The organism is Nocardia albiluteola (assembly GCF_018860155.1).
GTDB lineage: Bacteria > Actinomycetota > Actinomycetes > Mycobacteriales > Mycobacteriaceae > Nocardia > Nocardia albiluteola.
The window spans coordinates 47,493-59,728 of record NZ_JAHKNI010000024.1 but is presented as its reverse complement, the minus strand read 5'-3'; the positions used below and the strand labels follow the sequence as shown (position 1 = coordinate 59,728).

General features: G+C 66.1%; 12 protein-coding genes. 5 read left to right on the top strand and 7 right to left on the bottom strand.

The features are described from left to right. The 4 genes from KO481_RS40125 to KO481_RS40110 form a co-directional block, all read right to left on the bottom strand. Entirely contained in the window at nucleotides 1-1,662 is a 1,662-nt protein-coding gene (locus tag KO481_RS40125) for a glycerol-3-phosphate dehydrogenase/oxidase (protein ID WP_215923798.1), read from the bottom strand. Nucleotides 1,663-1,691: 29 nt separating this feature from the next. Further along, complete coding sequence (locus KO481_RS40120; protein ID WP_215923797.1) at nucleotides 1,692-3,254, bottom strand: FGGY-family carbohydrate kinase; 1,563 nt, start codon at nucleotides 3,252-3,254, stop codon at nucleotides 1,692-1,694. Further along, nucleotides 3,251-4,711, bottom strand: coding sequence for an MFS transporter (locus KO481_RS40115; protein ID WP_215923796.1), 1,461 nt, complete (start codon nucleotides 4,709-4,711; stop codon nucleotides 3,251-3,253). Before KO481_RS40115 ends, KO481_RS40120 begins: the two co-directional genes overlap by 4 nt. A 409-nt stretch (nucleotides 4,712-5,120) precedes the next feature. After that, nucleotides 5,121-5,531 (bottom strand): nuclear transport factor 2 family protein, encoded by a 411-nt coding sequence (locus tag KO481_RS40110; RefSeq protein WP_215923795.1) that lies wholly within the window; start codon nucleotides 5,529-5,531, stop codon nucleotides 5,121-5,123. Between the two features lie 137 nt (nucleotides 5,532-5,668). Here KO481_RS40110 and KO481_RS40105 point away from each other — a divergent pair, with 137 nt between their 5' ends. Beyond that, nucleotides 5,669-5,806 carry a hypothetical protein gene (locus KO481_RS40105; RefSeq protein ID WP_215923794.1) on the top strand — a complete coding sequence of 46 codons (138 nt, stop codon included), beginning with the start codon at nucleotides 5,669-5,671 and terminating at the stop codon, nucleotides 5,804-5,806. A 108-nt stretch (nucleotides 5,807-5,914) separates the two neighbouring features. Continuing rightward, nucleotides 5,915-6,757: a DUF5995 family protein gene (locus KO481_RS40100; RefSeq protein WP_308166964.1), complete on the top strand. Its 843-nt coding sequence runs from the start codon at nucleotides 5,915-5,917 to the stop codon at nucleotides 6,755-6,757. Between the two features lie 271 nt (nucleotides 6,758-7,028). Here KO481_RS40100 and KO481_RS40095 read toward each other — a convergent pair whose 3' ends face one another. Further along, nucleotides 7,029-7,265 carry a hypothetical protein gene (locus KO481_RS40095; RefSeq protein ID WP_215923793.1) on the bottom strand — a complete coding sequence of 79 codons (237 nt, stop codon included), beginning with the start codon at nucleotides 7,263-7,265 and terminating at the stop codon, nucleotides 7,029-7,031. Nucleotides 7,266-8,465: 1,200 nt separating this feature from the next. Further along, nucleotides 8,466-8,930, bottom strand: coding sequence for a DUF2269 family protein (locus KO481_RS40090; protein ID WP_215923792.1), 465 nt, complete (start codon nucleotides 8,928-8,930; stop codon nucleotides 8,466-8,468). Between the two features lie 535 nt (nucleotides 8,931-9,465). Here KO481_RS40090 and KO481_RS40085 point away from each other — a divergent pair. After that, on the top strand, nucleotides 9,466-10,146 hold the full coding sequence (locus tag KO481_RS40085) for a helix-turn-helix domain-containing protein (protein WP_215923791.1): 681 nt from the start codon (nucleotides 9,466-9,468) through the stop codon (nucleotides 10,144-10,146). Nucleotides 10,147-10,369: 223 nt separating this feature from the next. On the opposite strand, the gene KO481_RS40080 is transcribed toward KO481_RS40085, so the two are convergent. Further along, a complete protein-coding gene (locus KO481_RS40080; RefSeq protein ID WP_215923790.1) occupies nucleotides 10,370-10,726 on the bottom strand; it encodes a DoxX-related protein in 357 nt (118 codons plus the stop codon). Nucleotides 10,727-10,741: 15 nt separating this feature from the next. Between KO481_RS40080 and KO481_RS40075 the strand changes: the two genes are divergently transcribed. Next, nucleotides 10,742-11,494: a helix-turn-helix domain-containing protein gene (locus KO481_RS40075; RefSeq protein ID WP_215923789.1), complete on the top strand. Its 753-nt coding sequence runs from the start codon at nucleotides 10,742-10,744 to the stop codon at nucleotides 11,492-11,494. Between the two features lie 218 nt (nucleotides 11,495-11,712). Next, nucleotides 11,713-12,216 carry a MarR family winged helix-turn-helix transcriptional regulator gene (locus tag KO481_RS40070; protein ID WP_215923788.1) on the top strand — a complete coding sequence of 168 codons (504 nt, stop codon included), beginning with the start codon at nucleotides 11,713-11,715 and terminating at the stop codon, nucleotides 12,214-12,216. The last annotated feature ends 20 nt before the right edge of the window (nucleotides 12,217-12,236 follow it).

Below are 12,236 nucleotides of genomic sequence, written 5' to 3'. Positions count from 1 at the left end.
CTACTTGTCTCCCATCAGGATTGCGCGTTCGTGTGCTGTCTGCAGTCGGTAGTGGGCGACCTGGTCGGCCACCTCCGAGCGGGGGAGGTCGAGCTCCTTCATCAGCAGCTCGCCGACCCGCTCAGCCGAGGCGGCCGAGGCGTCGCGGGCCATGATCCGCGCCCGCGTCCGACGCGAGAGGATGTCGTCGACGCTGCGGGCCAGCTCATGCCGTGCCGCGTAGACGACCTCGGCCTCCAGATAGGGGAGGCCCTCGACAATCGGGCGGCCCAGGGTGGGGTCCTGGGCAAGAATGTCGGTGACGAAACGGGCCTCGGTGCCGTAGCGTTCCCCCAGGTGGGAGGCGAGTCCCCCGGACGCGACGATCGCTTCCGGATCGTAACCGGCGGCGCCCAGCAGGTACGCCGACTTGGTGCGGCAGCGGCCCTTTCGCCCGAGTACGGCCTGTGCCGCGTCGACGGTCTGCTCCGCCATATGCCGAGCGGTGGTCAGCTTCCCGCCCACCACCGTGACCAGGCCGTCGGGATCGGTGCGGACCTCGTGATTTCGCTTGAGTTCCACCGTCTTTCCGCCCGGGGGCGCCACCAGCGGCCGGCAGCCGGCGATACTGCCCAGCACGTCCTGCGGCTCGATGTCGATGTTGAGGGCGGTCCGCGCGCCGTCGAGCAGGAAGTCGCGTTCCTCGCGGGTGCAGTTGACGTCGTCGAGGTCGCCGCGGTAGTCCTCGTCTGTGGTCCCCAGGTAAGCCGTGTTGCCCCAACGGGTTATGGTGGCGCGACGGTTGCGGCCCGGGACCGGGATGGTGACGGTGCAGTCGTTGCGGATCTTCGACCAGGGCACCGCGATGTGCACCCCCTTGGCCGGGCGAATGTTGGGGACCTCGACGTCCTTGCCCGCCCCGCTCCAATCGCGCAGCCACACGCCGGTCGCGAGCACGACGACGCCGGCGCGGGCCCGGACCTGTCTGTTGCCCACCTCGGCGACGACGCCGCTGACCTTGCCGCCCTGGCGGGTCACCTCGGCGACCCGGGCTCCGTTGAGGACGGTGGCGCCGTGGAACGCCGCGGTGCGAGCCAGGGCCAGCGTCAGCCGCGCGTCATCGGCGCGGGCGTCATAGTACAAAAAGCCGCCGTCGAGGTGCTCGGCCTTGAAAGTTGGGCAGTGTGACAGCACTTCGTTCTTGGTCAGCTTCTGGTGCAAGATCCCCTCGCGCCAGCCGCCGGCCAGGTCGTAGGTCCACAGCAGGCTCTCGAAACCCGCCGCGAGGCGGCGGTCGAAGACCCCGTTGTGCGAGAGCACCGGGAACAGGAACGGCAGCCGCTGGACCAGGTGCCGCGCGTTCTTGCGCAGGCGCTGCCGCTCGAGCAGCGAGTGCCGCACCAACGCCAGATTGCCCTGCTCGATATAGCGCAGTCCGCCGTGGATCATCTTGGAGGACTTCGATGATGTGCCGGAGGCGAAGTCGTCCTTCTCCAGCAGCGCCACCCGAAATCCGCGCAGCGCCGCGTCCATGGCCGTGTAGGCGCCGGTGACCCCGCCACCGACGACGATGATGTCGAAGTCTCCGCCGTCGAGGTGGGCAAGCTGTTCGGCGCGATCGAGCCGCAATGGCGCATCCGAGACCATCCGCGCCCGCGCCGATGCCGGCCTCCGCGCGGGCATGGATACCGAGCGTAGCGAAACCAATGTGTTCATCCTTCCGAAAGTTGTTTGTGGACAGGGGCGATGGCAGATTGTGGCGGTGCGTCCCGGGACTCGACGAGCTCGAGTTCTGCGGCTATCCGGGCCTTCCATGCGGCCCGTCGGCGGCGTCGAAGGCCATCGGCGAGCCTCGGTTCGAAGACCTCCGCGGCAGCGAGCGTGGACGCCGCCTCCGCCAGCGAATTCCACAGCAGTCCGTCGGAACCGGCCATGAACGCGGCCCCCCGAAGACTGGCCACGCCGGAGTCCGGCAGGCGTCGCATCGGGATCCCGGTCAGGTCGGCCTGCATCTGGATGAGCGGATCGCTCGACGACAAGCCGCCGCCGACCACGATGTGCGTCACGTCGAGCCCCGCGACCTCCGCGTTGGCCTCCGCGGAGTCAGCCACGGATTGCGCAATACCCTCCAGAACCGCGTACCCCACCTCCGCGCGCGTGCTCGACATGGAGAACCCGGTCAGCGACGCCCTGACCTGTGATTCCACCACCGGTGTCCGAATCCCCGCCAGCGCCGGAACGAACACGATCCCATTCGACGTGGTGGTCGAGGCCGCGAGCTTGCTGATCGACTGCGCCGAATCGAACCAGCCCAGCGTGTTGCATACCCAGTCCAGGGCGGACCCCGAGGTGGCGGTGAAAGTCTCGACCGCATAGACGGTTTCCTGTTTTCTGCGCCACCCGGTGACCGTGAGCGTCCCGGGATGGAGCGCGGACCGGGCGGGCGGCTCGGTTCCGGTGATCAGGTCCACGAAGCTGCCCGTGCCGTGCACGCACATCGCCTGCCCCTGCTCCAGGCAGCCCAGGCCGACCGCACCGGCGTGCTGGTCGCCCATGGCCGCGAGGATGGGGGCCGAGACCCCGATTGTGGCCGGGTCGGTGTGCCCCAGGCAGTCCGCGTCCTGCCGCAGCTCCGGCAAGAGCTCGAGCGGGAATCCGAGCGCGGCGATCCAGTCCCGGTGGTAGGCGTGCTCGGCCAGCACGTATGCCCCTGCCGAGGTGACGTTGGTCGCGGTGGCCGCATAGGTGCGCTCCACTGCGAGATTCCACAGCAGCCAGGTCTCGATGGTTCCGAATCCGAGCCGACCCGCCTGGTGGGCTTGTGCCACCGCAGGATCTTCGCGCACCTTGTGCGCGGCCCACAGGTAGGGCGAACGCAGCCCGGTCGGGCGTCCTACCTCGGCCATGAGCGTGCTGTCCCACTCCGGGGCAAGGGCTGCGAGCTCGTCCGCGTGGCGGCAGTCCTGCCAGACCATCGCGGGAACCAGCGCCTGCCCGGTAACGGTGTCCCACAGCACGGCCGTCGCCCGTTGGGTGGCCAGTGCCACCGCTGCGATACTCGCGCCGGCCGCCTCTGCGCGGGCGACAACAGCCCTGCACACGTCGAGTGTCTTTTCCAGAATCTCGCCGGCGTCTTGTTCGACCACGCCGAATCTCGGTGTCGATACCGCGAGGCGGCGGTATTCCAGATCGTGCACGACACCGTCGGCGGTGACCCAGGCCGCGCGGGTTCCCGTTGTCCCCTCGTCGATTGCGAGGATGGCGGTCGAGCTCATACGCGAACCCCGTTCTGCACGGCCGTGCCGTCGGCGCCCGGCTCGTAATCCTCGGATCGGGCGAACCCGGGTGCGTCCTGCTCTTCGTCAGGGTTGAGTGCGGCTCGGGTCGGATCCCACGTGATCACGCAGCACACGATGCACGAGAGCAGCGGAACCACGGACAGGATCAGGAACGTCGGGCCGAGCCCCAAACGCGATTGCAGGATCGGGAAGATCAGCAGTCCGAGTGCGGCGCTGGCGCTTCCGATCGCACCGATCACTCCGTTGGCTCCGGCGCGCAGCTCACTGCGGAACGAGAGCGAGGACAGCGTCTTGCCGTTGGCGCCGGGGCCTGCTGAGTGGAACAGGATGAACAACGACGGGATGAGGAAGCCGAGCGCCAGCGGCAGATGCGCATGCCAGATACCCAAGATCACCAGCATGACGAATACCGCGCCGAACCCGAGCGCGGATGCTCGGCGCAACCCGAGCCGCGCACCGATCTTCGGGGACAGGAAACCGCCGACAATTCCGAACACATTGAAGACGAGCGCACCGAGGGTCGCCACGGTAAAGCTGTGCCCGAAAAGTGCAAGGCCGATGATCGGCAGGTACCACCCGACGGCGAAGTACTGAATGGACTGACCCATCTGCACGGTGCTCGCCAAGAGCGTGCGGCGCAGATAGATCCCCCGGAATATCAGGGCCACGTTCGCCAAGCCCCCATCGGCCCGGTTGCGAATCGGGGTCCGATCACCCGCCGGCGCCGCCGTGAATTCCTCGCCGTAGATCTTGGTCATCGACTCGGCCGCCTGCTCCAGGCGTCCCTTGCGGGCAGCCCACATGGGGCTCTCGACCATGTATCGCGCCTGCGCGACCAGCAGCGCCAGCGCCACCACACCCGTCGAGCCGACCGCGTACCGCCAGATCGCCTGACCGACACCGAGATCGTAGAACCCGATCGCCAGAATCAGGTTGCTGGAGACCGCGGTGTACCAGACGCCCTGCCACGTGTTCAGCCGGCTCTTGAAGCGTGCCGGGGTGAATTCGGCCAGCAGCGCCATCGCAATAGCGAAGTCGATCCCGTAGGCGGCGCCGACGAAGAACCGCCCTAAGAGCACAACCTCGAAGCCCGGCGCAAAGGCGCAGCAGGCAGCGCCGATGACCGACAGGAACTTCGCCAGGATCAGCGGCCGCACTCGGCCTGACCGATCGGCCATCCAGCCACCGAGAGGATTGAAGACGACGGCGACCCACGATGCGAGTGAGGTCAGAATCGCTACCTGGGTGGCGTCGAGGTGCATGTCTTTCGTCATGGGGCCGAGTCCCGCGCTCAGCGCCGAGTTGCCGAACGCGTCGAGGAACAGCCCGCCTAGGGCCAGCCACCAGATGACGCTTGCGCGGCCCGCAATCCGAGGTTGTTCGTCGATATAGGACACGACGTCGTGAACGCCACGAAGTACTTTGCTGGACACGATGCCCGGCCTCTCTGCCGGGAGACCGTCCTGTCGCAGGCTATACCGCAAAAAGGGCAGAATGAAGCCTCCAACAGGAGATCTCCATTCTTACCCTGGTTGCTGAGATGCTAATCACACGAGGGTAGAGATTGCAAGGGCTTGCCCAGACTCGCCGGGCGGGCTTCCGGGGCGTGCCACACACCAGCGCCGCACGCACAGTGCCGACGGGTCGCGATCGCCGACGGCTACCACGAATCGACCGAATCCTGGGCCGATCTGCTGCGGCCGTCACGCTGGGTTCACTTCCGGCGTCACGTCGTGGCTCTAGCCGCAGACACCGGTCCTGTCGGTCATGGTGTCGATCTCCCTGCCGGAGTGCCGTCGGTTCGGTGTTGGGTCTCCCGGACAAGATTCGACTAGGATTCGATCACTCGGTCAGTGCGGCCAGCACCGCAGAGGTGTCGTGGTAGTACGGGCGAAACTCGGTGATCAAGCCGTCTCGGAAGCTGATCCATTGCAGTAGTGACGTTTTCACTGTTCGGCCGGTACATCGTGCGCGCAGCCGGCCGCGGCTGTAGACCACGACCCGATTCTGGTCGCTGAGGAACTGCTGTTCGTCGAACCATAGGCCGTCCCAGCTTTCGCCCATGGTGGCAATGAACTTCCGGAAGCCCTCGTGCCCACGCCATTCGCCGCCGTAGGGCAGGCTGGACGCCTGATACATGACGACGTCCGAGGCCAAGTGCGCGGCCATCTGCTCGAACTCGGCGCCCTCGGTGAGGTACGCGGCCTCGGCCGCATAGAAGGCCCGCAGAGTGGTCATCACATCGACTGTCATTCTCCCGATCCTCACAGCGACTGGTTCTCCACACTGGCGGGATTCCGACTTCGCGATTCGAGACCGGGTGTCGGTATCCGGATTCACGCTCATCGGCATGTGCCGGAGGCCATGTAGGCGGCAAGGATGTAGTTGGGGTGGCGGTCGAGGTTGGTGCGGGCGCGGTCGTAGCGCATGGTGGTGCGGGCGTCGGTGAAATGGAAGGCGCTGCCGCCCCATTCGCGGAAGATCTGGCACGTGTCGGCGCAGTCGTCGATCAGGACGATGAGATCTAATTACTGCAACTGCGGTGAGGCCTGCAATCGCAACGACTGCAAGGAGGAATCCGGATGCGCCGGGTCGGGGTTGTGAGGCGGGTACTGGTTGGGTCGGCTTGTGCCGCTGTGGCGCTCGGAGTCGCACCGGCGGCAGCCGGGGCGTCGTCCGCCGCGACGGCGGGTTGTGGCAGCACGTTGTCCGAGCGCGAGGTGAATTCGATTGCCGCACTGTCCGATACCAGCACCTTGACCGGTTCGCCGATGCGGCGGTTGGAGGATGCTATCGAGCGGCATCACCGGATCACCGACATTCTGATGCGGCATCGGGATCGGCGGGGATTGTTCCTGATCGGGCTCGATCTGTCCGAACAGCGGGCCGTGATGCCGCTGCAGCGTGACCCTGCGGCGTTCGCCCATCCGGACTATGCGCACGCGGTGAGTCTAGAACTCGCGCGGCGGATTCTGGTCAACTTCCATGGTGAGTTCGCGAGCGGTGCGGTGGAACCGCATTGGGCGCAGTATTTTTCGCTGGCGGCGGACTGTGGCGTCTCCGGTGCGCGGGTGGCAATGGCCGGGTACAACGCGCATCTCACGGTCGATCTGACGTATTCGGTCGCGGCAGTGGGCGCACGGCCGGAGGATGCGGGCGATCACTTCAAGATCGTGGACGGGATCGCCCGGGTCGGATTGCCGATCATCGATCGGACCAAGGCGGCATACGGCGTCGACATCGGGCCGCTGTGGCGGTTCTACTTCCTCGGCGAAGGATTGGATCGCCTTGTCGGACAGGGCGTTGCGACCGGCCCCATGCTGGAGGCCGCCGATGACGGCTACAACGTGACCGTCTTCGGAAACGGACTCGCGCTACAGAACCCCACGGTCCACGACGCCACAGTGGCCGAGATACGGACTCTGTACCAATCCAACGAAACTGCATTCGATGTGCTCGCGCGGCTCGGCGGTTTGTGAGTTATCCTCCGCCCCGGAGGGAATCCCAGGAATAAGCGGTCACGCCCGTGCTGCCAGGGCCTGGTGTGCTACCCGCTCGGCATCGTAGGTCCGCAGTTTCAATCGGTCGTAGATGGCGACGATCCGGTCGGCCTGCTGCGCCGCGTTGCGCTGGCTGAGAAATTTCGGTTATGTGGATTCCGGAACCTCGCGCCTCGATGGCTTGCCGGTACCGGTCTACTGGCTCACCGATGTCGGCAAGCAACTAAACCAGCGAATCTACGGGGTCAATTCATAAGGTACTGAAGAAGTGCCGTGCGATGATGGCGTGCAACGTTGTGGCGAACGTTTTGATCGCTCCAAGCCTAGTTCCGTTCGTGCCGAGCACGATACGTTCGGCATTCGACCTAGCGGTTTCTCGATCGGCGCTCCTCGGGTGTTTTTTGCGTTGCAGTACTACTTCCAGCATCCCGAGGCGCGCCACGAGCTCGGCGACGCCGCAAGCCTGCAGAGGATCATCGAAGGTCACGCCGACGACCATACGGCGAGCTGAGCAACCTGCCGGAGGCTGACGCGAATCCCGCGCCGCGATGGATCCTCTGTCTGCGCTGGCGGTTTCACGCGGGCACAGGTTGTTCTCGACTTCCGACCGGCGGCAGGTTTCTAGGCGGCGATGTCCCATTCCCGAAGGCCGTTGTCCTCGGTGGTGTCGTGCCAGGCCGGGTATCGGGTGGTGGGTCGAGTCTGGTTGGGGTAGAGGCGGTTCTGGATCTGGGGGTCGTGATGGTCGAAGGCTGCCTCGTTGTAGGGCAGTTCGGTGCTGGTGTGATGGGCGATTCGTGGGCCGCGTTCGGGGAGATCGGCCAGTCGTACTCAGTGGGTGACCGCGTCGCCGTGCTCGGCTGTCCACGGGGCCCAGACCGGTCCTGCCGGGCCGTCGCGGTGGGGGCCAGGTCGCGGCTGGTGGTCGCGATCATCAGGCCGGGGGTGTAGCTGCCGAACGTGCTTTCGCTCGCATCGCCGCCGGTCACGGGTCGGTGGAGGTCTTGCTGTCGAGCTGTCCGGCTGGCCTGTTTCGGGTCGGTGATGGCGAGGGTAGGGCTGGGATGCTGTTTTTCGGGGTCGGTGATGTGCCGGGCTGATTGGGGTCCGCGTCCGGAGGTGGGTGCTCGAGTCCCGGCGTGGTCGCAGGCGCCCGGTAATGCGAACCGCGAAATCCTGGTCGCCGGGCCATCCCAGTCGCTGCATGTCAATCGTGCGTTCCATCTCGGCCTGATGCGTGTCGCGGGTCTCCGAGCGCCTTCCCGCGCATCACCGAGTGATAGTGGCGACGCCAAGTTGGTGTGTGCAAGAGGGGACTTGTATCCCTCGATGCGGCAGATTTACCTAACCCGTGTGTTCGATGACATCTAACGTATGCGGACTCCCCGCTGATTTCAACACTGCCGCCGTAGAATCTGAAGGTAATGTGTTGTAACTGAGGGCCTTTGAAAAGGAGCGAGAGTAGCCCCTACGCCAGGAATTAAAGCCAGAACGACGATTGCACCTCGCTTCAGCGGATCGCGCACGACGCTGCCGATTGCAGCCAAATACCCGCATCCGTGGATTGGGCCGGTCAAGGATGCAACGGACGCATTATGCACCGTGGTGAGATTTATCAGGAGAATTGCCAGGGAGGTGAGTTCGACCAGGGCCGCAATCTTTAGAGGGGTGCGGTTGCTGTCCATGTTCACACTCCCGTGGTGGAGCCGGGACGGACGACCATCAATACGGTGACTGCTGCCCACAGCAAGTTGAAAAAGCCGGTATACATGGCTAGTTGAGCAGTGTGTGATCGCTCGATGGTGCCGTTGGTGGTGATGTGCGCAAGGAGCTTGTCCTGGCTGGGCAGTACGAGGACGAGGAGGATGCCAGCCGCCGCTGCGGTCAAGATGATCGATGCGATCAGCCATGCACTCCCGAGAATGCCCATGTACGAGGCAGTGGCGAACCCCAGTACCGGGACTGCCAGACCGATGCCGGCGTAGACCCGGCAGATTCGGTGGAGGAGTTGGATCGTAGCCGCCGTGGAAGTGTCCGACTCGCTTGCCTCGGCACGGCGGGCAGCCGGCGGGAACATGCTGGCCGCAACGGAAACGGGGCCGATCGCGATGATGGCAGCCAGGACATGGAGAGAAAGAAGGATCTTGGTCATGATTCAGTGCGCTTCGCCGATCGTGAATTACGCATGAAGAACATTGCCGTTCCTATTGCTCAGGCACCCGAAATCGAGCGCGATGTGAAAGACGTTTCGGCTGGCAGACTTGTGACTGCCGCTGCGATTACTTCCTCGCCTACATCGGCATGACTCCGTTCCTTGGCTGGTCCGGCGAGCGACGACATGGTGGCCACCACGAGCATGCCGAGTCCGAGCAGCGCGAAAGCCAGGGTCCCGGTCACCGACCAGCGCTGCCCGGACCTCACCCGTCGGACCACTCCTGCGGCGTACAGTCCGCCGAGTACGACCATGGCGGCCCGAGCCATCGGGTCGAGCGTCCGGGACGAGAACCCCCGGGCAGCGTCGAGTTCCGGCAGCACGCCGCACCTTCCTTCCCGTCATCCCGCAATGCATCCGCGTCCACCTGCAGGCAGACTGCAGGTTACGCCAATCTGCCGGAAAGGGGAACTCGGCACCAGGGGCACCGCGCTGGCGCGGGCGGCGTGCGAGAGCGCATTGGGACGCAGCGGAGATGCTGGCGCTGCGCCATCCGGACATCCTGGTGGAGCCCAATGTTCTGTTCGTCGATGAGGGTTCGGTCCTCACATCAGCCGGTGCCGCGGCGGGCATCGACCTGTGCCTTCACATCGTCCGGCGCGACCTCGGCGTGAGCGTCGCGAACGACATCGCCCGCCGTTTGGTGACGGCGTCCTATCGGAGCGGCAGCCAGGCTCAGTACCTTCCCCGAAGCAGCCCGGCATCGCATTGCGATACGCTCGCGGCGACCCGAGAATGGGCGCTGACGCGCCTTCACGAACCACTCGGAGTCACCGATCTCGCGACGCACGCGCGGATGTCGCTGCGCACCTTCATGCGCCGCTTCGAGGAGACCGGCGACACGCCGCTGCAGTGGGTCCTCCGCGCTCGAGTCGACGCTGCCCGAGCGCTCCTGGAAACCATGAAGCTCCCGGTCGACCAGATCGCCGAGCGCGTCGGACTGGGAACCAGATCCAACCTCCGCCTGCATTTTCGGAGAATCCTCGACGTGTCGCCCTCCAAGTATCGGGCCGCGTTCTCCGGCCGGACGATTCCGACTCCTCGAGCGGGAACTACTGGCGCTCCGTGGCTCCCTGCTGAACCGCCTGTAAGTGTTGGTGGTGGCCGGCCTGGGGCTGGCTGGCAGGGTGGTGCTGGTTCTTCAGACCGGGTGTGACTCGTGAATCGCCTGGCCCCGTATGGGTGTTTGACGCTTCCCGCGCCGGTGCCGCGGATCCGCCAGTGTGGCCAGTCGCTGCGGCAGTCCCGGCAGTGCGCGGTGCTGACGCAAGGGCGCCTTGATCAGGCAGACACTGGCAGACTGACGGCACATCGAAGCTCCGGTTCGGCCGGGCGACTCGAGTGGCTGTTCTGCGAGTGTTCGGCCAGGCCTTGGTGGCTCACACCGTCGTCGCAACAGCGACGGCCCAACCGATGTAGGCAAAGTTGAGAAGCACCTTGACGGTCGTGCTCGCCAACCCGCGAGCACGGCGCGGCCGCTCAGCCACTACCCGGGCCAGCTCATCGAGATGCGCGACGATGAAGACCGAGATCATCGCCGCGGCAATCCACCCGCCCGCCGCTCGGCTCCGCGGCGCGAGGAGGAGAACACTGTCGGTGATCAGCGCAACCCCGCCCGCAGCGACGAGCAGTCGTGCGCGACCCAGCCAGGAAGGGACCAACCGGCGGACGTAGTCCGGGCGCACGAAGTGCGCGACGCCGTTGACCATCAGGAAGGCCGCCAAGGCGACGGCCACAATACAATTCATGCCATGACAGTGCCGCCGACCCGGGCGTGGACGCTTGAACGAAACGATCGCCGCCTCCACTTCGCGTCCGGCCCGGCGGTGACGATGTTCGCCGAGTCCGGCGCCTTTCGGGTACGTCCCCACCGGCACCCAGCGTGGAAGATCGTGCTCGCGCTCGGCGGCGGTGTCGAGGTCGGCTACGGCGGTAACCGCACCGTCACCGCGGTCGGCGTGATCGTGCCGCCGCAGCTGGCACACACCTGCGCCGTCTCGGCGGCCTACGTCGCCCTCTTTCTGGACCCATGGGAGCTGGCGCTCGGCACCGGCCCAACCCGCCTGAACGAGACCGCGACCCAACGTGTACTCGCGGCCCTCGACCATCCCGGCCCCGGCGCCGACCTGGACGCGGCCCGTGCCGAGCTCGCGACCCTCGCCGGAGCGGGCGCCCCGCTCGATTCCAGGGTCGCCCACGCGGTGCGGGAGATCACCCGCCCCGGGTCCACCGCCACGATCGGCGCGGTCGCCGCCCAGGTCGGGCTCTCCCAGCCGCGGTTGCGCACCCTCGTCCGCGACTGGGTGGGTATCCCGCTCCCGCGGCTACGCCTATGGGCCATGCTGCGCACCGCCATGACCGAACTACCGGCCGAGTCCGCGGCCGCCGCGGCTGCTTTCGCGGGCTTCGCCGACCAGGCACACCTCACTCGCACGGCGCGAACCCTCGCCGGCCGCACCCCGTCGGAGATCCTCCGCCCGGGAGCGTCCGGCGCCCCGGCGTAGACCCGTCAACCCTGGCATTCATGGCCCCGGCGGGTCCCCTCTCGGTGGCTGGGGGTGCGCCTCGGGGCGAGGGCGAGCATAACCGCCTCCCAGTCGATGGCATCCTCGCCCAGCGCGTGCAACAGGAGGAGTGGCGGAGCATTCGCAGGCCATACGGTCGACCTGTTTATTCCGATACGGTGGGAGTGCTCCGACATGGCCACGGAAGGAAGGCGTGAATGGCAGACGCAGGGGACGCCGGCTCGGCACTGGGGCCAACAATGATCATGATCCTCCAGGGGCGTTTTCTGGAAGGACGATTAGAGGACTCACTGAAGGGCATCGGCCTGTCCCTGCGACGCCTGGGCCTCTTGGGGCACCTGCGACATGATCCAGGCATATCGTTCAGCGCACTGGCGCGGCGAGCGGGGATCAAAGTGCAGAGCCTGCATCCGATCATCGACGCGCTGATCTCTGAGGGATACATCGCTACCGTCGGGAGCGGGGGGCAGGGCCGCGCAGCGGTGATCGAGCTGACGGACCGTGGCGTGAAGGTGCTCGAGCGGGCAACCCAGTTGATCGCGGACTACGACCATGAGGTGTTCGCTGAGGACGAGTGGAAGGATCTAGGTACAGCGCTTACTCGTTTGGGGGAGGCGTTGTGGCGCGAGCGTATGGCCTCATCCGGTGGAGTGACCGCTCCGGCGGCGCCCCCCGTTGCCGGGCGTCGTTCCGGAGGCTGACGTCTTCTCTGGGGCCGTGG

What these genes read in the sequence shown, in the direction of transcription:
- KO481_RS40125 (WP_215923798.1), bottom strand. Translation starts at nt 1,662, where the DNA reads ATGCCCGCGCGGAGGCCGGCATCGGCGCGGGCGCGGATGGTCTCGGAT.
- KO481_RS40120 (WP_215923797.1), bottom strand. Translation starts at nt 3,254, where the DNA reads ATGAGCTCGACCGCCATCCTCGCAATCGACGAGGGGACAACGGGAACC.
- KO481_RS40110 (WP_215923795.1), bottom strand. Translation starts at nt 5,531, where the DNA reads ATGACAGTCGATGTGATGACCACTCTGCGGGCCTTCTATGCGGCCGAG.
- KO481_RS40090 (WP_215923792.1), bottom strand. Translation starts at nt 8,930, where the DNA reads ATGACCAAGATCCTTCTTTCTCTCCATGTCCTGGCTGCCATCATCGCG.
- KO481_RS40085 (WP_215923791.1), top strand. Translation starts at nt 9,466, where the DNA reads ATGCTGGCGCTGCGCCATCCGGACATCCTGGTGGAGCCCAATGTTCTG.
- KO481_RS40075 (WP_215923789.1), top strand. Translation starts at nt 10,742, where the DNA reads ATGACAGTGCCGCCGACCCGGGCGTGGACGCTTGAACGAAACGATCGC.
- KO481_RS40070 (WP_215923788.1), top strand. Translation starts at nt 11,713, where the DNA reads ATGGCAGACGCAGGGGACGCCGGCTCGGCACTGGGGCCAACAATGATC.